We start from the raw sequence: 26548 nt of genomic DNA on the forward strand, positions 1-26548 counted from the left end.
CTCACTTAATATTAATAAACTGCCTTACTTTTCTACACAGGCGGCCAGCCAGCCTGTCTTACAAGAATTTACTTTTTTTACCAAATCTGTATCTTTCCTTATTCTTTCATATTTATTGTAATATTTAAATATATCAAATGGATTGTCTTTTATATTTGTTAATAAATTGCCTGCAATATTCGATGCAAAAGTCAATCCTGCTTGATAAATTAGTTCTGATCTTACAAAGCCAATAACAAAATCCTCAGCATCTATTTGGTAATCTTTATCAGTTAGGGGTTGCCGCGTAAGACTTTTTACCAATAGAGTTTCAATTTTTGATTCAATGTAGTCTTTTGCATAATCCTTAAGCCGTTCATTTCTATGACCAATTCCTTTTTCAGCTCCTTCCCTTGCTATATATTTAACATGCCTTCTGATTGATAATCTATCAGAAGCCCACATGGTATTTCTAACTGCAGCTTTATTTATACCCGTGGAAATATTTTTACCTAATTTATTGATTCCTTGTCCGCCAAAATCCTTACCCATCGCATGACCCACAATTCGATTAAACATATGAATATATTTATTGTTTCCACCTGGGTCGACAAACGCTATCGGATTCCCTTCCACATACATCATTCGGTTCATCCCTTGCTCTTTATCGGGAAACACCATACCATCATTACTCACAAACCTAGCAAGGCCCGCATCATAATACCGTGCCTTGTAATAATACAATCCACTTTCCTGGTCTTCTTCTTGTCCCGTATATTTGAATTTAGTAATGTCTGGCCCATAAGAATCTGTCCTGAATATTTCTCCATATGGTTTGTAAGTAATATGACTTTTACCACCTCTCTCGCCACCTGCTAGAACGTTTCCGTTTCCATCCGTAATCATCGTAATACTTCCCAAATGGTCTGGATGGAAAAAATACATTCCTGATACTCTCGCATTTCCTGTGGAAGATCCTCCTCCACTGCCACTTCCACCTTGGCCTGGTTCGTCGGCAACAGATGGTGTATCACTAGGAATGCCATTCCCCAGACCAAGCATCCAAATCGGTGTCCCGGATTCTGCCTCCCCGCTGCCAAGTAACAATGGAAAGCAGCCCGCTGTGGTGGTAAAAGTAAAAAGGACTACAAATAACGCCGTTCCATATCGAGGAATCTGTTTTTGGAATCGATTGGATAAGATAGGTAAAATGGTTATTCCAAATATATCCGAAGTTTTATTCTCTAAGTCAATTCCAGTTTGTTGGTCTCTTGTTTTGTATACCACCCAGAATAGAAATCCAAGTAAAACCAACCAAGGCAGTGCTCGATGGCCTCCTCGGATTTTCCCATCTACATAAACATTCGTATCTTGTAGAAAACTTACGAAGGCAAACCCAACTCGGTTCTTCCAATACGTATCACAATCGATGCTTACATCCTTGCAAAATGGGTTCACTAGCCACTCGTTTGAGGCCATTTGCCCCAAGAGAATGGCATCCCCTCGGCTATACTGGGCCACCTTATCCCCTTCTGCTCCTATCACATATAATGTATGTTTCTCTTGTTGTCCAGGGCTTCGGTGGATTTCATAATAGTTACCAAAACTGTAGGTGGTTGTATTGGAATTCTGTAAAGTTTTTTTAATCCTCATCCCTGAATGGTCATAAGTATATTCGAATTTGTCTCCGCCGATGGTTTCGATACGTTGCAATTTGTTTTGCGCATTATAAACTAACGTATCCCCATTGCGTGTGGTCATATTCCCCATCGCATCGTAGGTATAACCAACGATTCCAGTATTTGGACTATTCACTCTTGTCACAGCATGGATATGGTTTCCATTTTCATAGGAATAAGTAAATGCTCCCTTATTCAAAAGGTTTCCGTTCCTATGATAATTGTAGTTTTCTTCCCCGTATTTTCCAATGGCCTTCGTCACTCGGTTCAAAGGATCATATTCAAAACTTTGGTTTCTAGATTCATTCATTAGATCGGTGATAGCAGCAATGTTTCCGCGTTTATCATAATCATACTTAATACTTTGTTCGACAGAACTGTCTTTTAAGTAAGTCACGAGCGATTGTGGTCGCATTCGAAGTGGGTCGTAACCAATCTTTGTAACAATCCCATTTCCAGTTTTTCGTTCTATGTAATATTTATCGTCAGCGATCTTTGGACCTTCATAGCTCACCACCGTATGGTTCAAACTATTCCCATCATGAGAGTCCATTGTCAAAAAGCCAAGTTGGCCTGTACCCGTGTAATGGTTACGAACGAGTGTTCCTTCCGGGTAAGTGAGAGTTTTCACACGACCAAAGGCATCATAGGTTCTTTGGAATAACACCTGTAAGTCGTCTATGATCCGTTTTTCACCAGTTACATTTCCTTTTCTATCATAAGCCAGTTCCGTGACACCCGAACCATCTGTCACTTTGGTTAATTTTCCAATCACATAAGCACTCGATAACGAGTTTCCTGAATCATATTCATATATGGTGGGTGTTTCATTTCCAGGAATTACCTTGGTAATCCTTCCCATCCCATCCACTTCTTTACGAATCACGATCCCACGCGCATCGGTTTGGGTCAGTAAATCTCCTGCTACGTTGTAGGTGTAATGTATGGTGCCGGAATTGGAATCACTATACCTGGTTTTTCTTCCACCAATATCGTAACTAATTTCTGTAAGCCCATTCCCTGGATCGGAGATTTGAACCATACGATCTGCATTGTCATACTGGTATTGTAATGTTTCCCCTTGGGTTGTTTTGGATACTAGCCTTCCCCAATTGTCTAGGTTTTGTGTTTCTGTGCGAATCACTTCCGATTGGTTTGTGGTTGTCACAGTGTTTGTCCGAAGTTCATACACTATTCGGGAAATTTCTCCCGTAGCAGCAATGGTTTCTTTAGGTCGTTCCTCTGCATCTTCTGCTTGTGTGTAATAATAGGTATAAGACCAGCGTGGGGATTCACCCGTAAAATAGGAATTGGATTTATGAATCTCCCGTCCAAGAGCATCATACTTTGTTTCAACGGTAGAGACAATGCCTTCCACAACAAGAGATTCTTTTTTAACAACCTTTCCTTGTAAATCCGTTGTATCCTTTGTCCACACATCACCCTCAGCAGAGTGAGTGGTCTGTTTCGTAGTAAAATAAGAACCATCAAAAGTATATTCGATGGATTCTTGTTTTTCCCCATTCAATTCACTAGAAGTTTTCCTTCCATATTCATCGTATACAAAGGTGGCTACATTCCCATTGGGATCTTCTATACTTAGCTCCACATCCAGTTTTGGATCGTAAGTTTTTTTACTAGTTTGGCCAAGTGCATTCCTTGTGACAGTGGGTTTACTGCGAGTAATGTCACCATATTCATAAGACAAAGTTCTTCCCAAGGAATCTGTAGAGCTTGTTACATTTCCAATGGCATCATAGGAATAATAAATAGAATACCACTGTCCCGAACTTACCAGTTTACTTTCCGTAGCCATATCCGCACCAGTGTAAGTCCATTTTTTATGTTCCACCAAACTTCCGTTCACTGTCTTTTTGGATTCAATGGGAAGAGAAAGTATCTTCATAGCGGAATTAGTTTGATAGTTTATTTCAGTCCGAGTGATTCTTCCATTATGGTTTTCTTCAGAAACATTTAATGAATAAGCAAAACTAGGATCATATGTCATGGTACTAATCACTTGGTCTTTCAGTTGTCCATTTTCATACCGGATCGATTCGCTTGAGGTTTGTAAAACTAATTTGGTTCCCAGGTGTGGAGTGAATTTTGTATAACCCTTGGACTCTTCCGAAACCAAAACATCATTTCCAGTGAAAACCTGAACGCTCCCTACAAAACCAGGGAAGTTTGGGTTGTGTAAATAATGAGTGACTTCTCTTAATTTCAGAACTCCTTCTACATACGTCCTTTCCGTAACAGATTCAAAACCATAATTTTCGTTCGAATCTATATCCCCCGGCTTAAAACGGGTGTTATAATAGGAGTATGCCTTTTTTTCTTCGGCATATCCCAAACCAGTGGAGTTACGGATATGGGATACCAACATTTGAGAAGATAAGTTCGGAAGCGATGTATTGTAACTACCACCTTTCACGACAGCCCCTGGCATATCTTTTTTCCATATATAGGAAATCTGAGATTCGACGCCGTTGACTTGATTGATTACTTTCGTGATTAGTCCACCTTTAGTTAATGGACTATCGGATAAAATTTGCCTAGTGGTACTATTTTTTCCGTATTGATAAAAGAAGTCAGGAATACCATCCGCATTTCTATCCTCAAATCGACTCCCATTAATCTCAGCAGATTCCACACTAAAATCAAATCGATTATCAAAAGAACCATTCCCATTCCCGTGATATACGTGGTAATTGGCTGAGTTAAACTCTTTTACAATAAAATCTACGATTCCATCTTCATTGAGATCAGTGAATTCAAAACTAGAAACTTTATTGGCATTAGGGTCGTTATCCTCAGCAAACCGGTCTGGCCTAACGACAGTATTAATGTAATTATTGGTATAATGATCAAAATCGAATTTGCCACCAGTGTTGAATGCTACTTTAATTTCGTTATGTAGGGTATATGCATTCTCAACTCCAAAATCATATGGATTAAAATGACTGTTACGATTGGTAAAAGAAACATAATCAAGAAGTCCATCACCATTAATATCGACTAACCAGTTTTTCCCCATATAACCCACAATGTTTCGTGGAATATTTTGAATTGTCTGTGAAAGAGTTTTATTGTTTGTATCAATCTTTGTAACAACCAATTGATACGCCGAGCCATTCAAATCAGCATTTCGAATTCGACTTATTTCAATATCCAATTCATTTGCATGGCGATCTACAATCTCCTTTAGTCGATCTTCAAAAAATTGTCTATCGATCGATTTGGTAATCGTATCTTTTTGAGATGCAGTTGCTGTTCCTGGGTTGTTTACCAAACTCCAATACAACGACCTCTCATCGGAAAAAACTCTCTCAGAAAGAAAATTTTTACGTCCTCCATCTGCCTCAGCACCATCAAATATGGATAAGATTTCATTAGTATAGGATAATCTCTCTGCATCGGCAGCGCCTACTTCTTGGAAATGACGTGCTTTTAGAGCTGCTAATTGGTACTGCTCTGGGGGAGGATTTACATTAACAACGAATAAATGTTCGGGGATACCATCTCCATCAATGTCAGTAAACTGATTCATACGGTGTGCGATAAATGGATTCGAATCCATCGTTTCTTGGAGAGGACTTCTAAAACCATTAAACCAAATCACTTTTTCAGTGGCAAAACCCCTTCCTTGAGACAGATAAATGGACATTCGATCATTCCAGAAATGGACAAAGTCTGCCCTTCCATCCCTATTCATATCAACAAAGTAATCCCTAGGTGCTAAATTAGCTGTGCGGGTATAATTTTGAATATATGGGGTCAAAGTCACATTGGGAAAAGCTGTGGGACTTTCGAGCCCACTGCCATTGGAAAAGGCAACATATAAAACTCCAGATCTCTCATAAGCAAAGTCTGTTCGGCCATCTCCATCTATATCAGCAATATCTATATAAGTATTATATTTAATAGGGAAACTAGGAGAACTAAAATCTCTGCTATTCACATAATCATTGGAGCGAATATAAATTTGGTCTCCATCTGCCTTTCCAAGTAATCTTGAATATTCAGAGATTCCATCTCCATCTATATCAGTAGGTAAAACGGCTCTATTGGCAGATAATACACCATTATTACAAGCATCGGCACCAAAAAAAGCATACTCCCCACATTTCATTCGAACAAAGGGAGGGCAAGCAGGGAAAAGTGTACATATACAAGCAATCGGTCCCCAATTGCAAGCATCTCTATTTCTATTTCCAAGTGGATACCTTCCAACAAATTCCGTTTCTGGATTATAAGTTGGCATCTCAACATTCAATGCATTATAATCAAAACCATTTCCTGTTCCACCACCAGCTCTTGGGATGGATTTGGGCAGGACTTTATTATAAGCTTTCGCAAGTTTTGTTTGAGTTTTCGGAGGCTCCGATGCTTTCATAGAAAGGTATTCGAAGATAGCTCTTTTTAAAAGCTCAAGCATCCTGTCTCCGATATCTTGATCAGAACCATAACCATTAGAAAGCGGATTGGCACCGCTATTTAGTTTTGGTTCCACTCCTGTGTGACTTATCGAATAAACAAATTCCAATGGTAGGTGTGTCGATACCGAAAACAAATTGTCCTTTTCAAAATCGATTTTTGTTAAAAGAGAGTCTTTTGTTTTGGAATCAGCAGAATAAAAAAACTCATATGTATATACGTGGGAATTATCAGAATAAAATTTGATTTTTTTTAGCCGCCAATCACGGACAACTAGTTGTTTTTCGGAGTAATCATTAAAAAAATCTTCTCTTTCTTCATATTCAAAATTTATATACCTAGCTCCTCCGGCATAAATAATTTTGGAAAGGTAAAGCTCGCCCTTTCTAAGTTCCCACTCATATCGAATAGTTTCACCATGAGCATCCCTCAATTCGGAAAGAGCCCATAAAATAACAGCTCCGTTATTAGTTAAAACTTGTGCGTTTTCACCGCCATAGGTGGACTGATTTCCTGATTGATCAAAAGTGATAAACTGAGTAGGCCCAAATCCATAATTACCTTGTGGATAAAATGAAACGAAACTTTCATTTTTGGAATAGAATAACTGCCCAGAACCATCACTATCTACTAATTGTCCATATTCTGAGGAAACATAATGATCTGAATTTGTCAGGTTGATTCCATACACCGAATCTCTTTTTATATATTCTCCACCGCCAAGTGACCAACCTTTACCTAATAATCCACTACCCATACCTGAATTATACGACAGCGAAATCGAAGGAGTTAGTCCGCCTGAACCCTCTGGAATTGACAAAGGAATAGAAAAAGAAGCATTCCCAGACGGATCAATTCCAATTTCAGGCATTTGTTGTGGCAATCTTTGTCCCCCTAAAAACGACAAAAATAAAAACGAAAACAATAATATAAGAACTAATCTAATTACAATTTGCCGCATAACACTAACCCAACTAACAGAAGAATATAATGTTGCCATATAACAAGTATTTTAAAATAATGTCAACGAATACAAGTTAGATTTGATGAAAAGTACCACATTACAAACGTTAACAACATTAATTATATATTTTTTAGGGATCTCATCCATCTCAATCTATCCCGCAGAACTTCGATTTCCTAATGGTGAAGTATTTCATAGTGAATTTGTCTACGAAGACGAACGCCTGCTGGTTGTTCGTTTTAAGGGATCTGAATATAAAGTTCCCAAAAAGGATCTCGAATATTATAATTTAGTTAACAATGGACAAATCAATAATTCCTACAAAATCGCAATTTTATCATTAAAAAATGGTAGTGTTATCAAAGGAACGATCGCTGATAAAAACAAAGATGAGGTAATTATCAAATCTGAACTTGGTTTTTTAACCATAAATAGAAGCGAAATTAAAAACACTGTGTCAGAAGCCGACGAAAGTCCGGAATTTCCAATTGTATATTTAGCAAATGATAAACTAGACAACCAAACAAGAGTTGGTGGAAGCTTTACCTATTTACCACTTTTTCCTCCTTTAGGAAACCAAACGCCTCCGCTTTTCGGTCTTTCCGTCTTTACCGAACCCGCATTTTTAAGATTTAAAAACACATATCAGTTAGGATTCAAATTCGAATATTTACAATCAACCGGACCATTAAAAGAAGTTATTACACAATCTGGCTATGTTTATCTTCACCAATCAAAAGTCTTTCAATCCAATCCTTTATTTGATTTTTATGGAATAGTCGGAATAGGAACTTCATCTGTCACATATCGTTTCGACCAAAATAATGCAAAAACTGGCACAAACCCTTCCGCCTATATCGAACTCGGTTGGCAAGGATTAAAATATGGACCTTCTTTCTATCGAATTGGCTGGAAAAACTTATGCTTTTTTGAAATAGAAAAAACTCACTGTGGTACGGGGTTAGAATTATCAGGTGGAGTCAATTTCTAATGAAATTTAACATAATATCATTCTTTTTATTCTTTTTTACAATATGGAATTGTGCAAATCCGCTCACCGAAGGAGGAAAAGCCAATACCGCAAAAATTGAATGGCAACTCGTAACTAATATATCCACAAACTCAGCTGTCGTTAGTTGGAAGTGCTCAGGAAAAGTTCCAGGATTTTTAGTCACCTCTGGACCAAATTATAATAATGTAGATACTTCATTTCTTGATAGTGAAGTCCACGCTGTTTCCCTATCTAACTTAATTACTGATTCAGATTACAGTTATCTACCATCTTGCGGTACCAAAGAAATAGGATTAGGAATTCCATCTACTTTTAGAACATTATCTGACAATGCGGTTATATTTCGCAGAAGCATTTGGATTGTAGGAGGAATTGGTTCTGACAAAAACGCAGTTAGCGAAATAGATTTTTTCGATCCAGTAGAAAATATTTGGCATCCTGCGGTTACAAATGTTCCCACACCTCGGCTCAATGCCCAAGTAGTATCTTTTAAAAATAAAATCTATGTCATTGGTGGAATTATCAAAAATGGTGCCGTTTATACGATGAGTCGGATTGTAGAAGCCTACGATCCTTTAACGAATACTTGGAACAAGAATCTAGCAGATATGCCCTCTACTCTACAAGGTGGGGTCGCAGGTGCTTTTGATGAAGAAATCGTTATCTTGGGTGGAACAACAACAACGGATATGACTACCGGCACTATATTTAATACTGTTTATAAATTTTACCCAAATATTGGAAACAATGGAACGTGGGTTAGCCTCCTATCAAGTACCAACATCTTTCCACGTATTGATATGGCTGGATGTACTTATATCGGAAGTTTAATTTTTACAGGGGGAAGATTTTATTCTGATGGGCTTGCCTATGCGACAACAGATGCATATGCTCCATCTCTTAATTCAACCTCAGGAAAAATCGAAGCCTCCATTTCGCTTGCAAGACACGGTTCAGGTTATGCCTGTTATAGACCAATTTCAACGGATCCTTTCCCCTCTGACACTCCCGCATTATTCGTTGTTGGCGGTTCGACAGGAACCAATATATCGCAACCTGTTACAGCAGTTACAAATTCAAACCGATTTGAATATTCCTTCCTAGGCAATGCTTCCAATGCCTTTGTTACAGGTTCCAATACTCCTATAGCCTTATACTATCCTGCTATGGAAGTTTCGTATGAAAAAAGAAAACTATATCTATTTGGAGGCGCGTCAGAATTTAATTTACCTATAGACCAGGTCTATTCCTTAGACTTAGCCAATCCAGGTGGGAATCCTTGGGTTCCGGAATCAGACAATATGCCGAGAAGTAGATTCGGACACAAAGCAGTAATTTTAAGTAGATAAATATGAAAAAGATAAGCTTAGTATTTTTAATTCTTTTCAGCTTCATGCTTATGGCCGATTCTGTTTCCGAAGAAGACACATTTCTTTTTCGATACAATTTAAAGGAAAAAAAATTTTCGGAAGCGGAAGATCTACTGAGCAAATTTCAAAATTCTAAAATAGACCAAACAAAGTTGGAACTATTAGAAACTGAGTTATGGATCGCTAAAGGTGAGGACTTATATTCCAGTAAACAATTTAAATCCGCATATCGTTTCTACAGTGATGCCTATGTTAGGTGGCGAACGAACCCACTAATTAAGGAAAGATATACGGAGCTATCGGGAAAAATTCTGCACGACGAGGAAATTTCGACATTTCCAGTAAAACCTACAACCAATAGGCAACCAGAGGAAAAAGAAAAAGAATTTATTTACCTTACATCAAATGCAGATGTTTACTTTCTAATGAATCAATTTCGTATAGAAGAATTAGAAAATAAAACAAAGATCATTTATGGAATTGGCGGTGCCATTTTTTCACTATTATTAATACAAGTGATCATTAATTTAATTCTATTAATTAGAAGATAACAAAGCCATTCACTAGTTAGAATTAATCTAAAATAAACTTTAGATTTAAAATCATGCTATAATGGCGGATTACAAAACTTCAAAACACTTTAAATTTCTTTTCTGATTTACCCAAGTAAAAAAAATGCCATAGATAACCAATGTTTCCAGAAGATTCTTCTAATTATGCACAAATGATCTTGGATAATTCTACTGATGCCATTGTGCTTATGGATACAGATTATACGGTTCTTGCTTTTAACCAAAATTTAAAAGATACTATCCTTGCTTATTCTGGAAAAATATTAAATATTGCCGATGATTACCGTGAATTTGTCACAACAGGTGACAAAGAAGTTTTTTTCGAATTATTTCAAAAGTCACTTTTGGGACAAAGTGTAATCATTGAAAGAATCGCAAATATCAATGATATTTCCATTTGGTTCGAATACAAAATGAATCCTACTTATGATAAAAATAAGAAACTAATGGGTGTGTGCCTTAGAGGAAAAAACATTGATGCCAGAAAAAAAATGGAAATTGCCCTTTCAGAAAGTGAGCAAAAATATAGAAACCTAATCGAATCGGCACCAAATGCAATCCTTATCGTAGACCGTGAAGGAAAAATCATCCACTGTAATTTAGAAACTGAAAACACATTTGGTTTTCCAAGGGAAGAACTCATCAACCAACCAGTAGAACTTTTAGTTCCCATGCACCATAGAAAAGGACATGACCGGTTGCTTGAGGGATACTTCCAAGCACCTAGGCCCATGAGAATTGGAAAAAACCAAGTGACTTCTGCTGTAAAAAAAGATGGAACAGAAATACAAGTAGAAGTCAGCTTAAATAGTTTTATCGTCAACCAAACCAATTATGTTTCAGCAATCATTGTGGACATTACAGAAAAAGTGTTAGCAGATATAAAAATACAAAATCAAATTTATGAACTAAAGGAAATTGCACGAATCCAATCCCATGAAATTCGTAGCCCACTTGCGAATATCTTAGGACTTATCAATCTTTTGGATTCTGAAACCACACCGGAAACCACTGCGGAAATTTATTCCTATTTAAAAAAATCAGCATTGGAATTGGACAATTTGGTGAACAAAATCGTAAAACGAACCTCTGCTAGTTTATCTGTAGTATCAGAAAAACCTTAAACTATTTTTTCCTTTCCTCTTTTCCATTATGACAATCAAGTAACTGTATACGTTTTAATTTCAACACTGTATCGTATATAAATTCGCATTTAATCGATAGAATCTATATATGGATCAAAGTTCATTGATTGTCGATGCATCCCCATATTTAATGAAGGAAGCGAAAAGTGCGGTTGCCTGACCACCCCTATTTCACTTAATGCGAAAGAAACTAATTCCGTTTTTTAAGTTATCGGCTTGTTTTGAAAGTGTTAAACAAAGTTTATCTATTTCACCTACAAACTGGTTTAAGTATTCCGTTCCTTCGGAGATAGTGGCAACACTTTGTGATAATTCAAAGGAAGTGCGTGCTTGTTCCTCAGTGTTCTGTTCAATTTCTAATGCAGAACGTGTTAAGTTAGAAAATCCATTTTTCACAGCTTTCGCTATTAACATCTGTTTTCTGGTCATATCAGAAGAAGTTTGTATTAACTGAACCGTTGCCTCAACGGAATTTCCAATTTGGGAAAATGTTTTTTCCGTATTAGAAACAGCGGCTCTTCCGAGTTTAGAAGCTTCGTATGCTTTATCTACTGCTTCTAAAATTCGTTTGGTATTTTGAAGAGTTTGTTCTCCCAGTTTAGAAATTTCGCTGGCAACAACAGCAAATCCTCTGCCTGCTTCCCCCGCACGTGCAGCTTCAATTGAAGCATTCAAAGATAATAGACCTATTTTATCTGATATATCGCCAATAACTTGAATTACATCCGCGGTATGTTCGACACTGGTTTCAATTTCTTCCATTGCGAGAAGTGTAGATTGTAAAGTAGATTGACCCGAAACAATTTCCTCTTCCATCTTTTTAGTTTCTGATTCTGTTCTTTCCATAGAAGAATGAACTTCAACTAAAACTGATTCCATCTCGACCAAAGATTGAAGAGCGTCTCCAGTAATTTTATTTTGTGTTTTAGCTCCCACAGCCGTCGAACGAACGCTTGCAGACATTTCCTCAATTCCCGCAGACATTTGTTCCGTAGAGGAAGCTTGTTCCATCATTGCTTGTGATAAACCTTGCGTTTGGGTGGAAATAATTTTTGAATCATTACTAACTCGTTCCGATTCCTGAATGACACTTGAAGTAATTCTCCTAATGCTTTCAATAAATGAATTCAGTGATAAAGTTCCTAAACCTAACTCATCAGTAGAAATCATAGGTACAATGTCACTTAAATCACCAGTTGCTAATGCCTCGTAACAAGTAACCATCTTTACCGTATTCATTTTTAAAGCGCGAACAAAAAGCGTAGTTAAAATATAAATGGCAATACAAACAAATAATGTTAGTAATCCAATTGTTAGTTCCGCATTTTGGAGTTGAATGGCTCCTGAAACCTGCGCACCCAAAAGGTAACCAAGTGTTGTCATACTCATACTAAATACTGCAAGCATTGTAAAAAAAACCCTGGGAAAAATTCCGATTTTAGGGATATTTTCCAGATTTAAAGCTATTTCTTTCAATCCAGGCGAAGACAAAACAGAAGCTAAACGTAACTCTGTTAGAAAAAAATGAGAAACACCTAACACAGGATAAATAATAACAGGGAGAACTACATAGGGAATGAGCTCTACAATGGTTGGCGTAAAAAATAAAAAAGTAACAAAAGCTGCAAAAGGAATTCCGAGTGACCATTGCACAAAAAAATAACCAAGGTTTTGTTTCGGAAACTTTAGGAGATTCGTTTTAATTTCCTGTTTCTCCTCCAAGGTTTTTTGGACAAATTTCTCAGGTTTTGTTTCTAAAATTAGTTTTCTTAAACGAAAAAAACGAATTGTTGGAACGATATAGGAAATAGTGAGTGAAATCGTTGCACCAAGAATTACATATATCGCCTTTTCTAAGTTATACTCTCCACCCGATACAATAAACAAAACTGCAATTGGCACCGCAAGTATAGAAGTTAACAGTTCTAATCCTAATGTTAATTTCCAACAAAGCGCAGTTGTTTCCTTTTCATCCATAGTAGTGTAAGTTTCCTTTTCAAATCTTAGTTCTTTTAATTTATATTTATATTTTTAGAATTCTTCTAATTGTTTATTTTGATGTTCTAGTGAAAACACCATCCCAATCCACTGCTGGTGGATTTTTAAACAAAGATTTACATCGTTCGATGAGGAGTTTACTTGCAACATCCGTTTGTCTATAAATTTCTGACACTTTTTCAAAAGATTTGATGGCCCTTTCCCAATCTCGATTCAAATAATACTGAAAACCTTCCTCATACATTCGTTCTGCTTCCAATTGCTCTGGAGTCAGATCAGCAACTAAACAAATTAAACTATATATTTTTACAGGTGCTTCCTTTCCTTTTACACGAATCCAATCTAAAAAACGAAAATGGAATTCTTCCTTACAAATCGATTCTATACTTTCAGAAACAAGGATGGAAGCTCCATAATCTTTTGCTGCTGCTTCTAACCTTGCTGCCAAATTTACTGTATCGCCCATCATTGTATACGAAGCCAAACTATCCGTTCCCATGAAACCGACCTTAGCTGGTCCACAATTCAAACCAATTCGAAAGGCCATATTTCTCGCTGATTCTGTATAATCGTCTTTTTCATTCCAAATAGACCGAAGTATTTCTAATTCAGCTAACATTTCCAAGGCGGTCTTACAAGCAAGTCGCGAATGAGCCTGGTTTTGGATGGGAGCACCAAATATCCCCACAATAGCATCGCCAATGTATTTATCTAAAGTACCAGAATTAAATTTAAGAATTTTCGTCATTGCGGATAAATATTCATTGAGTAATCGTGCAAGGTCACTGGCACTTAGTTCCTCGCTGATAGATGAAAATCCTGCCACATCAGAGAAAAAAGCGGTTATCTCCCACTCTCCTCCTTTTTTTAAGGAATCCATATCTTCTAATGCTTCACTCACAACACCTGGATCGACAAGGTTTCGTAAGATACTATTGTATTTTCTTTTTTCTTTTCCTTCTGTATATGTAAGGTAAGCAAAACCAAGTAAATACGAAATAGGGAAAGCAATCACAAACGAAGAACTAGAGATTACCTTATCCATACGGTATAAAAAATAAAATACACCAACAAACATTGAAACGGCGAAAACCGGGTATACATTTTTTAAAAGATGCCACTGGTTAATAAACAAAACAATGACTCCGATAAAAAGAATAAACAGGGTAAATCCAATTCCATATATTTCGGGAAGTTCCTGTAACATATGTCCTTCGATCATATTGGATGCAAAAACAGCTTGTCCAATCACACCAGGAAAAAGTCCATGCGGTGTAACTACATCGTCATGAGTGGAGGCAGCAGAGGTTCCAATCAAAATAATTTTATTATCAAAAACAGAAGGTGGAACAAGCAGTTTTTCAGGATCATCTACTTCGCTCGTATTCAATTGGTTTAAAGATTCAATAATACCTGCAGCTGAGTAGCGCGGTATGTTTCGTAGTTCTTTTTCTGTATAAAAATAGGCCCGCACTAGACCGTCTTTCCCTAAAGGAATTTCCCGTTTGATCTCTCCTTTTTGTATCCAAAAATATCCATCTTTCCACTCAGTTTGGTAATCTTCACCAGTGACAAACGCTTGTACGGCGACGGTGGGGAAATGTTTATTTTTCCAACGAATAAATGGAGTAAACCTTCTAAGGATACCGTCGCCATCTGGAATGACATTGACAACATGAATCATCGGAGACGTTTCCCCTATTTCCCCAATAGGAAAAGAAACATTTTCATACTCTGGAAATGGTATCTCCAAAGGCAAAGGTACATTGAATTTTTTTCCTAAATCTTCCTCATTTTTCCTTGGTATCACTATTCCACCATCTCTAAAATTAGCGGCATGGGAAATTTCACCCAAATTGATGTTAGCTGCTACAAGAGAATCATCGTAATCAGATCTTTCCGTAAACATAATATCAATGATTGTAATTTTCGGATGAGTAATGAGTTTGGTATACCCGATTAGTGTAGGATAAATCGTACGTTTCCAAGGCCATTGTCCAAGCTCTGGGTGATCTGCATACTTTGCAATACTCTGCTCATCTATATCGATGATGACGATATCCTTGGAAAGGGTATGATGAGAGGGAAGCAAATGAAAAATGGTATCAGATAATTTTCGATTTAATGTTTGAGAAAAACCGAATAATGTAATGATTCCTAAAATAATTCCGGGTACAATCACCATTAAAAAAAATGGGAACAGAAATTTCTGATGTTTCATGGTTTTAATTTGGGTTTGAATTCTTGCCAGCGGTCTTTTATATTTGCGGAACTTTCTACTGAGATGGACGATTCGTAGAACACTAATTTGGCGATACGTACATTAGTTTCGGGATGTGTTTTTTTTAGAGAATCCATCCCTTCTGATTTGGACAATGTATTTAAATAACTTGAAAGACCAACAGGCGAATATCCAACTTGGCTTGTAAGACCAACTGCCGCTTCGTCTGCTTCTAATTCAAATTTCATATCACGTCCAGTTTCAAACAGTTGTTTTTCCATTTCGTCCAAAAGTGAGGAAGTTGCGGCATTCACAACTTCCGTGCCTGGTGGAGCAAGAAGACTAGATATTACATCTATAAATTCATTTGATTGTTCGAATTCTCCATTGTGAAAGAGTACAATGTGTCCCATTTCATGTCCGATAATACCTGCAAGTTCGGCTTCCGAATTAATTTTTTTAAGACTTTCAGTTGTCAAAAAAATATATCCACCAGGGCAAGCAAAGGCATTGATTTCAGTGGATTCTATAATACCTACTCGAAAGTTTAAATCCTTTCGAGAGGAAACCGTTGCTAATCGGGTAGCAACTCCATTTAAATATGATGTAAATTCTGAATCTTTGACTAAACTGTATTTTTTTAATAATCTAGCTGCGAGAGATCTACCCAGTTTTACTTCTGCTTTTGTTTCTTTTAAAACTTCTGGTTCTGAATGACTAAAAAAGAAATTTCGGATATTCGAATCTTCAAACTTAGTATATCCCCCATTTATACTTGTATTTTCTGTGTCAAAAGGAACGGATTCTAACCAACGAAGAGATTCGAAGTCATACAGTTCTCCTTCACCACGAACACGCATTTTTTGTGTCTCGGAAAGACCTCTTGCCGCAGCTGTTTTTGTAAAATCAGAGGCCCTTTGTCTGGCCACCACTGCTTCTGAGGAACTCGATGTCACACCTAATTTGATTTGATTTCCCGGCGGTAATGGCGAAACAAAAAGTTTGGATACCCAACCCATCTTTCCTTCGGCTCTTACCTGGACGAATAGTCCTTGTTCACTGACAGGTGATAAACTCTCTCCCAAAGATAAAGGAAAACCATCAGCATTAAGTTTGGGCTGTGATAGAAGCTTTGCTTTTGTGCTTTGTACGTATACATTGCCTTTGGCCAGTACAGATTGTGCTAAAATAATTAACAAAAAGAATTGAGATAGTGCTCTCATTCAAGAAATTATGTTTTTTCTTGCCTGTTTGGAAACTCTTTTTTTATAGAAAGACTTTAGAATTGACATTTCCTTTCGAATACATGAAATGAATGCGAGATGAATCGTCTATTACTCACTTTCTTTATCATTCTTTTTGCTTTTGTTGGCTGTAATAAAGAAAAAGATAAAAGTAATTCTTTAGAAGCCTTAATCACACGCTTTTTAATCCGAAGTTTGTTAAATTCCAATATCGACTCAGAACTTCCTTCCAATCTTAGTGTTGCGGTTCCGCGTTCCATACGAAAACCTTCTTCTGGACTTGGTGCTTCCCTTAAATCATCAAAATCGGTAAAGTCACTCGTTCATGCAAAAGGTGTTGCGGAAGATACATTCGATGCGGGATTTACAGGCCAGGCCTTTCTAACAGAAGGAACATCCATTGTATCGGAGATCTTAAGAGATTCCAAACGAGATTTGGTCCTTATTAGCGGTGCTTATAAAATGGCAAAATCGAAACCAGGGGTTTGTATTCCCGGCGGAAGTGCAACCGTAAGAATCACTCAATCGATGGAAGATGAATTTTTAGAAGGAATGGAAAGGTTGGGTCTTAGCTCAGACGAAGCTAGGGGTGAACTAATCAGCCTTCAAAATGAAGGTATTTTGCCTTTTATTGGACAAGCTGTACCCACACCAGCAATGGTATTTAGACAACTTTCTAATGAATATGATGTGCAAGTAGATTTTTCATTTGCTGAATCTATTGGAACACCGCAACCTTGTCCTGCTAACAATAAATTTCAAAAAAGTATTAAATTCAAATCGGACAAATCAAAAATTTTTAGTTCTATCACTCGTTCCCTAAAAGTGTTTGGAATTTCTTTGAGTGTGGATGCTTCGATTACTTACATCACACAAGAGGGAAAAAAAGACAAAGCCATCCTCAATATCAAACAAGTCACTTCAGGTTCAGGGAATGTTGATAAATCTACAACTAGGTTTACCTTTGAAGAATGTGAAAATGACACAGAAGCCAATGCTAATAAATGTGTGACTCTCAGTTACAGCAATGTATATGATATGAGTTCTGGAGATAAAATCACAACGACAGTCAAAGGGAAAACCAATGATTACGGCGGATATGTGACAACCGAGTACATTGATAATTACAATGGAGAAGAGTATTACCTAGAAGAAACATATGATGAAAATGGGGATACGGGTTATTTTGCTGTCGATTATTATGACCTAAATGACAATACAAATGATGAATATGAAGAGTTAGGTTACTATGACAGCGATCTTTATGGTCAGTTTTATGAATCCGGTGCCAACGCCTACCAGTTTGAATGGGATGCCTTTGTTGATTTTACAAGTGCCATTCCTGGCGCTACAGGGATTGGGAAGGATAGTGGATTTGTAGAATATGACGCTTTTGTCCTAATGCCTGCCGGTGTGGATCCTAATGTTTACCCAGACGAATACATTGGTTGGGGAGAGTTTTTTAATAACGTGAATAGTGGTGGACCTGTGTATTATATTGATTTCTACGGAACTGCTGATCAAATTCCATCTGCGGTTGTTTGGCGATATTATATCAATGCCAGTGGAAACGAACAATACGTTTCAGTCGCTGCAAGTAATACTGTAATACAAATTTAAAAATTAATTGAAATCAAATATGTTAGAAAAAAACCAAACTAGAGTTTCTACCCTTCTTGTATCCGTTTTCCTTTTTTGCCCAAGTGTTTTATTTGCTTCGGAACCTTTTCATAATATCCAAGGTTTCTATGGGGAAAGGGCAGCAGGTCTTGGTGGCGCCTTTACTGCCATTGCCGATGACCCTTCAGGTGCTTATTATAACCCTGCTGGCCTTGGATTTACGTATAACGATAGAATTTCCATCTCTGCTAGCAACTTCAAAGATGTCAAAAGAAGTTATATCAATATTGATACTCCAGGACAAATTTATAACCAAACCCACCAAGGGTTTGATCCCAATTTTATCGGTTTATTAAAAAACTTTGATCGTTGGAAGTTTGCTTTTTCTATTGTAAATACTTACAATTATACTTATAACCGAGTAGACCAAGTTAATTATCCTTTAATTTCCCCAACAATCAACACCACAAGGAATTATACCAAAGAAAGATACAACCAACTGCTAGTGGGGCCAAGTGCCGCCTATCTACTGTCCGACAAACTCTCACTAGGTGCCACACTTTACTATGTAAATGATAATAAGGAAGTATCTAGGACACAATTCCAACAATTCTCCGACCTAAGTTATGTGATGCGTTCTTATGTGGATAACCGCAGGACATCTGCACTAATGCCTGTGTTTGGAATTCAATACCAACCGATTCAAAAACTGTCTCTCGGAATGAGTTACCGTAGAATCTTTGTGATGGGGGGAAACCGGCTCTACAATGAAGTATACGCAGACTCATCAAGAAGACCGGGAACCTCCGCTATTGATTTTATTGAAGGTACAGGCGATGGTGCTTCTGCGATTGAAGCTGGAGTTTTAACCCAAAGACCAAAACTAACTACATCCATTCCGCAAACCTCTGAGTTACGCTTTGGAGTGGCTTTCTTCCCTACTTCCCGATTTTTAGCTTCTTTTGATATGATACATACGACTGGATATAAATCGAGAAGGAACCAAGATGAAATTAGTTCCGTCGGCAGACGTGTCACATATACCGTTAACGATACAGAAATTCGGGAATTATCAAGGGTATCCACAACCAATTTTGCTGCGGGGATGGAATACTACTTAGCTGACACATTCTCCGTGTTAGGCGGTATTTATACAAACGAACCCAATACAAAACCAATATCTTGGACCGAATCTGCAGTTGATTTGTATTTACAAAATACTTTTGGAAACCAAGTGCAAGCAAATTCTGGTGATTCAACTCTTATATACAAAGTGGCGCGGTCTGGTACAAATCCTAGAAATGAATATTCGAGAAACAAAGGACTCAGTTTGGGTTTTTCTTGGGTAACATCAAAATCATCTATCTCCGTAACCTATATCCGAGAAGTTGGATATGGAAATTCTAGGATAGATCCAAACTCACTAGCACAATCTTTTGAATACAGTGCACATTCCATTTATCTGATGGTCAGCTCCAGAAATTAATTTATATTTTACTTGTCCACTAAAATCCATCTCCTAATTTTACGGAGATGGGGTTAGAACTTACAGACCAAAGACTAATCAATACTATTTTATCACAATCGGTTCATGCCATAGTAATATCCGATTTAGAAGGAAATTTAGAGTATGTTAACCCAGCCTTTCTTTCCCTCTGGGGTTACCATCATGCTGAAGAAATTATAGGTAAAAATTCCCTTAGGTTCACAGATGATATAGACAAAACAAAACTTATTCTAGCAGAAATACTAACTCATTCCCAATGGAAAGGCGAATTACGCGCCAAAAGAAAAGATGGTTCTACCTTTGATATCGCAGTAACCGCTTATAGTTTCCAGGACAAACAAGGAAATACAACTCATCTACTAGCTAGCTTTTCAGACTTAACCAAAACAAAAGAATTAGAACAATATATAAAAGAACGAGAAATTTACTTTTCACAAATTTTAGATTCGATCACCGATTTAGTTTTTTGTAAGGATAAAAATTTTAAAGTCACATATGTCAACAAGGCTTGTGCAGATTTTTACGGAGTAAACAAACAAGAATTAATTGGGATTCAAGATGTTCACTACAACGAAAAAGAATACACAAAGGCATACCATGCCGAAGACCAAAAGGTTTTTGAAACCGGAAACACAAGTTATGTAAGAAGAGAACCAAATATCGGATTTAATGGTGAAACTAGAATATTAGAAACCGTAAAAAACCCAATCCGAGATGCTCTAGGAAACATCCAGGAAATTGTCGGAGTATCAAGGGACATTACAGAAACCCTAACCCTAGAGGATCGTTTACAACTAGTAATAGAATTAACCTCAGACTATATTTATACAGCTAAAATTACCAATGGCGAAGTCATAGCGGAATGGAGTTCTAAAGAACTGACAACAACATCTGGATATTCCATTGAAGAAATTGGAAAGTTAGGTGGTTGGTTTAACATCATCCTTAAAGAAGACTTAACAAATTTAGCAGAACGAATGACTAAAATTTTAAAAGGAGAAACGGGTGTGGTAGAATACCGTATCCGAACCAAGTCAGGAAAAATCAAATGGTTGCGTGACTACACTCGCCCCATCCTAAACGAAGAAGGAAAAATCACATCGATCATCGGTGCTGCAAAAGACATCACTATCGAAAAAGAAACCGAATTAAAATACTTATCCAGTAGCCAACGATACCAAGCAGCAATGAAATCTGCATTAGAGGCTATTTACTTTTTGGCCGCTTCAAAAAATAAAGATGGAGATATCATAGATTTTATTATTTCTGATTTAAACGAAAAAGCAACAGAACAACTTGGAATGAAAAAGGAGGAACTTATCGGAAAAGGAATTTGCCAACTTTTTCCTGTAAACCGCGAAAACGGATTCTTTGAAAAATATAAAAAAGTTGCTGAAACTAAAATTCCATTAGAAGAAGAATTTCAAATTCCAGGAAATTATGTAGCACCTGGCTATTATTATCACCAAGTCATACCAACTAACGATGGCATTGTGATCCAAAACAGAGATATCTCTGATAGAAAACGAATGGAGGAACTACTGCTCCGAACCAACCGTTTGGCAAAAGTAGGAAGTTTTGATTATGATTTAACCAAAAAACAAATCACACTTTCAAAAGTGGCTACAGAAATTTTAGTCCAACAAACAAATCATCTAGATGGAGTGGATTTAAGTTTTTTCGGAACTGAAACATTCAAAACCATCATCAACCAAAAAGAAACTCATTGTATCAAAACAAAAGATAATTTTGATTTAGAGTGTATCATTCGAGCTGGATCAGGAAATGAATTTTGGATACGGATCATTGCCACTCCTAAATTTATAGAAAATACATGTATTGGTTTCTACGGAGCCATTCAAAATATCCAAGACCAAAAACTCATCCAAGAATCGCTTTTTGAAAAAGAAACTTTACTTTTAACTAAAAATAAAGAACTTGAATCCTTGGTTCAAATTACCAAAAAACAAAATGAGAGACTAAAAGAATATACTTATATCACTTCGCATAACTTACGTGCTCCCATTGCCAATTTAATTAGCCTTACATCCATGTTAAAAGAAAGTCCATCCAATACAGAATTATTGGGTCTCATTGAATCTTCATCTTATCAATTGGATCAAATCATTCGCAATCTGAACGAACTTTTAAATATTGAAAAAGATACGCGCGAACTTCCCAAATCAGAAATTTTAATTAAAGAGAGTATCGATACTCAACTTTTACTTTTAAAAAATGGCTCCAATCGCGAAATAGAATTCAAAAGTAATCTACCAGAAGGAATGAAACTTTTAGGGTTCCACGCCTATTTCGATAGCATCGTAAATAACATTTTATCCAATTCGATCAAATATTCAAATCCAAATCAAGTTTGTAAAATTTCCATTTCCTATGAAGAAACAAAAGAAATGATAAAAATTGCAATCACTGATAATGGCCCGGGAATCGATATCCATCGACACGGCCATAAATTATTCAACATGAACTTCCGATTGCGACAAGACATCGAAGGCAAAGGTATGGGATTATTCCTTGCCAAACATCAAATTGAAGCCATGAACGGTTCCATTGAAGTGGAAAGCGAACTTGGGAATGGTTGTACTTTCTTTTTAACTTTTCCCAAAACTTTACTTTGAACTAGGATTCAATTCGAAAAATTCTTTAGCATCTTCATAGCCATGCCTAAGTAGTAGCTCAGCCTGCTCTTTTTTAAAATTAAGAATACTCACTAGTCCTAACATTCGTTTGGGTGCGATCACAGAAATTTTTGCATTTTTAAACTGTGTCCTTAACCCCAATAAAAAGTTTTCAACAGGAGTCAACCCTTTCATAACCGTTTTCCTATATTCTAATCCTTGTTCTACGCTTCTATAAGAACCAAGTAAATAAAGTTCGAACAATCTTTCCAAAGCCTCATCTTTAGTTTCCGGTACATCCATCATTTGCACTCCTCCTACAGGAGAAAGTAGGACAACCACAATTTCCGAAGCTTCATGTGTGAGCGCAGGTAGGATTGGAGTGTTTGCCATAACTCCCCCATCCCAATAAGGCTCTCCATCTATCATCTGCCAAGGAAAAATCATTGGGATGGCAGAGGAAGCTAACATATGTTCAATTCTTAAATTTGGATTTTCGAAAAACTTTAGTTCTGATGTTAAAATATTCACTGCAGATATAATAACTTTAGTTTTAGATTCATTTAACTTAGGAAAATCTAAGTTCTCATGGATGAATTTTTTTAAGGGATAGGTCTCTACTAATGGATAATATCTCCTTCGAAACAAACCTTTTAACATATTCCAAATGGAATAACGCATAATATTTCTTTGGTTGAGTTTAAGCCATAACTCAGACAATTTACCAGAATCCATTCCGGAACCAATGGCACAAGCATTGATGGCACCAACAGAGGTACCGCAAATGATGTCTGGTTTCCAATGGATTTCTTCTAAATACCGCAAAACACCTGCCTGGTAAGCACCTCTTGCACCTCCACCAGACAAAACGAGAGCTCTTTTTTTTCCCATATTATTTTCCCACTGCAAAAACATCTCTGCCTGTCACATACCTTTCTTTCCACCATTTTTCGTTTAAAGATTGTATGACCACTCCCCTACTTGTGGAAGCATGAATAAAGTTACTATTGTCTAAAACCATTCCCACGTGTGTAATTTTACTAGTGTTTGGTGATGCAGAGAAAAATACTAAATTTCCTATCTGTTGATTATCCCTTGAAACAGACTTCCCAATCTGTGATTGGTCTCTGGCAGAACGAGGAATTATTTTTTCGTTCATACCAATTTTTGGATCTGTGAGTATTGATTTTGTCAGTCCAGAACAGTCAACCCCTCTTCTCGAATAACCACCATACAGGTAAGGAGTGCCGATCCACTGACGACCTATAGGATCAACTAACTTACGTTTATCATTATCACTGGCAGTATTTGCTGAAGGACTTGTCATTTGTTCTTCTAAAAAGATAAGATTAGGATCTAATTTGGGACGTTCTTTGGTAACCCATTCCCCTTGTTCATTCCATATAATTTCTGTTCGTCTTTCTGAGGATTGAAAAGATTCCTTCGCTATTGTTTTAGAACTTAATTGAATGGTATCAGATGTAACAATTTCCCACTGTTTTTCCTCAAATGTATTTGGAAATGCCGCATACCAGTCCTTAAGAAACTTTGTTTTTTTTGCATCACTTAAAGTTTCAAATTGTTTGGGAAGGACTGACTCCAAACTTTTGATAGTTGTCATTGAATTTGTTACTTTTTTTTGAGATAAAACAACCAATCGACCAGCCAAAAGAACTGAAGCACCACTCCAATGTTTGGATTTGGCAACTCGTAAAATTTCGAGAATTGAATCTTCTGAAACTTTTGAAAGATTCATTTCCTTAAAGAATTTTCCCAAGTAAGGAATGTCTTTTTTTGTTGGTTTAGCTGTGATAAAATAGGGAATTAATTCTTCTGTATCTTCCCACTGAAACCCATAATCTTTTAAGATGACAAATCGTTCTACATCCTCGGCAAACTCCTCTGGTGGCATCAATTCAAATGCTGCCCAAACTCGAAGAGATTTTACAATTTCTTTGATGGCTGGATCATTTGCACGGTCACCCAAACGTTTACGAATTTCATTACGAACTAGTAATGATTCTTGTTTATTGTAAACTGATTCTACCAACAAATCCAAGTTTTGCGAAAATATTGAAGTTGCCGAACCAAATAATAAAAAACAAAGAAAAACCAAACCTAAGATAGGATTCTGAGCCATATTTGTATGATACCAGATCAAATCTATTGTAAAGTAGGATTTAGAAATTTCTCTTTGTTACTATTGATTTTATTGATAGAAGAAATATATCCGAGTTCAATGAGTCGTTCATAAGATAACCAATCCAATAACCCAAAATTATTAGTAGGAATTTGTAAAAACAATTCAGATATTTTTTCTGTTTGTCTGATCCTATCCCTGCTGGAAGCAAGGATCGACCTAATGATGATGTCGCCAATAGGTGGAAACTTAGGCCTGAGGATTTCATTAAAGTTGATTAGGTTTGTGATTTGTGTGAATGGGTTTGCCATGACTCCCGGATTAGATTTGTCAAAATAAGAAGACAATTCTCTGTCTTGATCAGGATAAATATCACCAAACACATCTACGGAAATAACATTGCCTGCCCCTTGTTCTTTCAGGGCAATTCCTGGCACATTGTCAAGAACCCCTCCATCCACATAAACTACTCCTTCGTCCACAAAGGGCGGCACTACTCCTGGAATGGATGTGCTCGCTCGAATCGCCTTCCATAAATCCCCTTTATCAAATACAGTGATTTCAGAATGTGATAAATTAGTGGCAATGGCATAATAAGGAATCCATAAATCCTCAATTTGGATAGATCCAAAAAATTGCCTGATGGCTTCTGTGTATTTTTTTCCTGTGGTAAGAGATAACACAGGAACCGTATATTCATTTAACAAGTCTTTGGAGATCCAAAATGCTTTGGCTTTCTCTTCACTTCCTTTGCTAGATTCACCCATAGCGAGTAATGCAGCAAAAATGGAACCCGCACTAGTTCCAGAAACCATATCAATGGGAATTTTGTTTTCTTCCAAAGCTCGCAAAACCCCTAAATGGGCAAACCCTTTGGCACCACCACCACCAAGGGCTAGACCTACGGATTTTCCAAGTAATCCTCTTCCCAATCGTTCCCATGTATCCAACCGTTCAAAATGTACATGATAATGGCTTTGAAATTTTCTTTTTTGTAAATGTTTGATAGTACCTGGTACAACATCCACTGGGTTTGGTTGGAGAAGCACTAGTATTTGGTTTCTATCTTTGATTTGTTTTTTATCTAATAAAGATTCTAACTTAATGCAGTTGGGATCTGCGGTTGCTTCTTTAATAAATAAAATGGAATCGGACTGTCTTAGGGCTCTCTCTGCCCAAGTTGAAAATTCTGTTTTGTCCTCTAATAAATAAAAAACAAAATCATATTCTGCTTCCATTTGAGAGAAAAATCGAATGATCCAAGGTTCCCTGTCTTTTTCATCTAATGCCTGTAATTCGCTTGTTCTATCTAAAAATACAGTTTCATCCACTACGCAAAACGATCCATACCGAAGAAACACAAGGCCAAGATTGTGAATGATTTCATCCAAAACATTTTTAGGAAGTGCAGATAAAATTGAATAAGTGCGGGGAAGAGAAACAAAACCTTTACTTTCTTTTTTGGCATTTGCCAATCGGTCTGCGATGATTTTTGTGATTTGCAAAAGACTTTCGGGATATTTAAGTAAAATTGACAAAGCCACATCTCGCGGTACTCGAATGAGTTCCGAATCTCGTATTGCTTTTACTGTGGCCGACCGTTTTTCTCCCGTGAATAAACTAAGTTCTCCAATGATATCAAGCCTTTTGAATTCTCCAACATCACGAATCGAACCATCTGCTCCCCGTTTTTCGAAACGAAGTTTGCCGGCTGCTAAAATATATAAATCGTTTCCTTCCGAATTTTCTTCGAATAATACCTCACCACCTGCTAAAAACTCCCTAACTGTATTGTCCTTCATTTCCCTAAGAACTGTATGAGGTAAATTTTTAAATAGGTCAGCCAAAGTCAGATACTGCGCTAGACTTGGATTTTTTGGTAACCGGATTCGTTTCACTCCATAGGTTTTACAAAAGAAAGATAAAAATTCAACCTCCTTTTCTATTTTAAAACCACTTCGAATGGATTGTCCAAACCAAAAGAGTTGTCGCCAGAGGGATGCTTTCCTAGAATTTGGAAGTGG

At 37.0% G+C, this 26548-nt stretch carries 14 protein-coding genes; 7 read left to right on the forward strand and 7 right to left on the reverse strand.

Annotated features, from left to right (window positions below; genetic code table 11):
* Positions 1 to 24: 24 nt before the first annotated feature.
* On the reverse strand, positions 25 to 7095 hold the full coding sequence (locus EHQ31_RS04315) for an RHS repeat-associated core domain-containing protein (RefSeq protein WP_135569884.1): 7071 nt from the start codon (positions 7093 to 7095) through the stop codon (positions 25 to 27).
* Between the two features lie 46 nt (positions 7096 to 7141).
* Here EHQ31_RS04315 and EHQ31_RS04320 point away from each other — a divergent pair, with 46 nt between their 5' ends.
* The 4 genes from EHQ31_RS04320 (at position 7142) to EHQ31_RS04335 (ending at position 11137) form a co-directional block, all read left to right on the forward strand.
* Positions 7142 to 8050, forward strand: a complete 909-nt coding sequence (locus EHQ31_RS04320; protein WP_135569886.1) for an LA_3334 family protein — start codon at positions 7142 to 7144, stop codon at positions 8048 to 8050.
* Positions 8050 to 9420 (forward strand): kelch repeat domain-containing protein, encoded by a 1371-nt coding sequence (locus EHQ31_RS04325; RefSeq protein WP_135569888.1) that lies wholly within the window; start codon positions 8050 to 8052, stop codon positions 9418 to 9420. The genes EHQ31_RS04320 and EHQ31_RS04325 overlap by 1 nt, the downstream gene beginning before the upstream one ends.
* Before the next feature lie 2 nt (positions 9421 to 9422).
* A complete protein-coding gene (locus EHQ31_RS04330; RefSeq protein WP_135569890.1) occupies positions 9423 to 9992 on the forward strand; it encodes a hypothetical protein in 570 nt (189 codons plus the stop codon).
* A gap of 140 nt (positions 9993 to 10132) precedes the next feature.
* Entirely contained in the window at positions 10133 to 11137 is a 1005-nt protein-coding gene (locus EHQ31_RS04335; RefSeq protein WP_135569892.1) for a PAS domain S-box protein, read from the forward strand.
* 192 nt (positions 11138 to 11329) lie between these two features.
* Here EHQ31_RS04335 and EHQ31_RS04340 read toward each other — a convergent pair whose 3' ends face one another.
* From EHQ31_RS04340 to EHQ31_RS04350, 3 genes are all read right to left on the reverse strand, one after another.
* Positions 11330 to 13135 carry a methyl-accepting chemotaxis protein gene (locus tag EHQ31_RS04340; protein ID WP_135569894.1) on the reverse strand — a complete coding sequence of 602 codons (1806 nt, stop codon included), beginning with the start codon at positions 13133 to 13135 and terminating at the stop codon, positions 11330 to 11332.
* A 73-nt stretch (positions 13136 to 13208) separates the two neighbouring features.
* Entirely contained in the window at positions 13209 to 15377 is a 2169-nt protein-coding gene (locus EHQ31_RS04345; RefSeq protein WP_135569896.1) for an adenylate/guanylate cyclase domain-containing protein, read from the reverse strand.
* Positions 15374 to 16600, reverse strand: a complete 1227-nt coding sequence (locus EHQ31_RS04350) for a M48 family metalloprotease (RefSeq protein ID WP_135569898.1) — start codon at positions 16598 to 16600, stop codon at positions 15374 to 15376. Before EHQ31_RS04350 ends, EHQ31_RS04345 begins: the two co-directional genes overlap by 4 nt.
* 99 nt (positions 16601 to 16699) lie before the next feature.
* On the opposite strand from EHQ31_RS04350, the gene EHQ31_RS04355 reads away from it, so the two are divergent.
* From EHQ31_RS04355 to EHQ31_RS04365, 3 genes are read left to right on the forward strand one after another with little or no spacing between them, the layout of a single operon-like run.
* A complete protein-coding gene (locus EHQ31_RS04355) occupies positions 16700 to 18241 on the forward strand; it encodes a hypothetical protein (protein WP_135569900.1) in 1542 nt (513 codons plus the stop codon).
* 19 nt (positions 18242 to 18260) lie between these two features.
* Positions 18261 to 19727: an OmpP1/FadL family transporter gene (locus EHQ31_RS04360; RefSeq protein WP_135569902.1), complete on the forward strand. Its 1467-nt coding sequence runs from the start codon at positions 18261 to 18263 to the stop codon at positions 19725 to 19727.
* Positions 19728 to 19774: 47 nt separating this feature from the next.
* Complete coding sequence (locus EHQ31_RS04365; protein ID WP_135569904.1) at positions 19775 to 22384, forward strand: PAS domain-containing sensor histidine kinase; 2610 nt, start codon at positions 19775 to 19777, stop codon at positions 22382 to 22384.
* On the opposite strand, the gene EHQ31_RS04370 is transcribed toward EHQ31_RS04365, so the two are convergent.
* Genes EHQ31_RS04370 through EHQ31_RS04380 form a run of 3 tightly spaced genes read right to left on the reverse strand, consistent with a single transcriptional unit; the run spans position 22376 to position 26422 of the window.
* Complete coding sequence (locus tag EHQ31_RS04370; RefSeq protein ID WP_135569906.1) at positions 22376 to 23275, reverse strand: patatin-like phospholipase family protein; 900 nt, start codon at positions 23273 to 23275, stop codon at positions 22376 to 22378. The genes EHQ31_RS04365 and EHQ31_RS04370 overlap by 9 nt on opposite strands.
* 1 nt (position 23276) lies before the next feature.
* Positions 23277 to 24524: a C40 family peptidase gene (locus EHQ31_RS04375; RefSeq protein WP_135569908.1), complete on the reverse strand. Its 1248-nt coding sequence runs from the start codon at positions 24522 to 24524 to the stop codon at positions 23277 to 23279.
* A gap of 23 nt (positions 24525 to 24547) precedes the next feature.
* Positions 24548 to 26422, reverse strand: coding sequence for a patatin-like phospholipase family protein (locus EHQ31_RS04380; RefSeq protein WP_244247261.1), 1875 nt, complete (start codon positions 26420 to 26422; stop codon positions 24548 to 24550).
* Positions 26423 to 26548 lie beyond the last annotated feature (126 nt).

The sequence above is a fragment of the Leptospira montravelensis genome, assembly GCF_004770045.1.
Lineage (GTDB): Bacteria > Spirochaetota > Leptospiria > Leptospirales > Leptospiraceae > Leptospira_A > Leptospira_A montravelensis.

What these genes read in the sequence shown, in the direction of transcription:
- EHQ31_RS04320 (WP_135569886.1), top strand. Translation starts at nt 7,142, where the DNA reads ATGAAAAGTACCACATTACAAACGTTAACAACATTAATTATATATTTT.
- EHQ31_RS04375 (WP_135569908.1), bottom strand. Translation starts at nt 24,524, where the DNA reads ATGGCTCAGAATCCTATCTTAGGTTTGGTTTTTCTTTGTTTTTTATTA.
- EHQ31_RS04340 (WP_135569894.1), bottom strand. Translation starts at nt 13,135, where the DNA reads ATGGATGAAAAGGAAACAACTGCGCTTTGTTGGAAATTAACATTAGGA.
- EHQ31_RS04355 (WP_135569900.1), top strand. Translation starts at nt 16,700, where the DNA reads ATGAATCGTCTATTACTCACTTTCTTTATCATTCTTTTTGCTTTTGTT.
- EHQ31_RS04370 (WP_135569906.1), bottom strand. Translation starts at nt 23,275, where the DNA reads ATGGGAAAAAAAAGAGCTCTCGTTTTGTCTGGTGGAGGTGCAAGAGGT.
- EHQ31_RS04335 (WP_135569892.1), top strand. Translation starts at nt 10,133, where the DNA reads ATGTTTCCAGAAGATTCTTCTAATTATGCACAAATGATCTTGGATAAT.
- EHQ31_RS04315 (WP_135569884.1), bottom strand. Translation starts at nt 7,095, where the DNA reads ATGGCAACATTATATTCTTCTGTTAGTTGGGTTAGTGTTATGCGGCAA.
- EHQ31_RS04345 (WP_135569896.1), bottom strand. Translation starts at nt 15,377, where the DNA reads ATGAAACATCAGAAATTTCTGTTCCCATTTTTTTTAATGGTGATTGTA.
- EHQ31_RS04360 (WP_135569902.1), top strand. Translation starts at nt 18,261, where the DNA reads ATGTTAGAAAAAAACCAAACTAGAGTTTCTACCCTTCTTGTATCCGTT.
- EHQ31_RS04350 (WP_135569898.1), bottom strand. Translation starts at nt 16,600, where the DNA reads ATGAGAGCACTATCTCAATTCTTTTTGTTAATTATTTTAGCACAATCT.
- EHQ31_RS04365 (WP_135569904.1), top strand. Translation starts at nt 19,775, where the DNA reads ATGGGGTTAGAACTTACAGACCAAAGACTAATCAATACTATTTTATCA.
- EHQ31_RS04330 (WP_135569890.1), top strand. Translation starts at nt 9,423, where the DNA reads ATGAAAAAGATAAGCTTAGTATTTTTAATTCTTTTCAGCTTCATGCTT.
- EHQ31_RS04325 (WP_135569888.1), top strand. Translation starts at nt 8,050, where the DNA reads ATGAAATTTAACATAATATCATTCTTTTTATTCTTTTTTACAATATGG.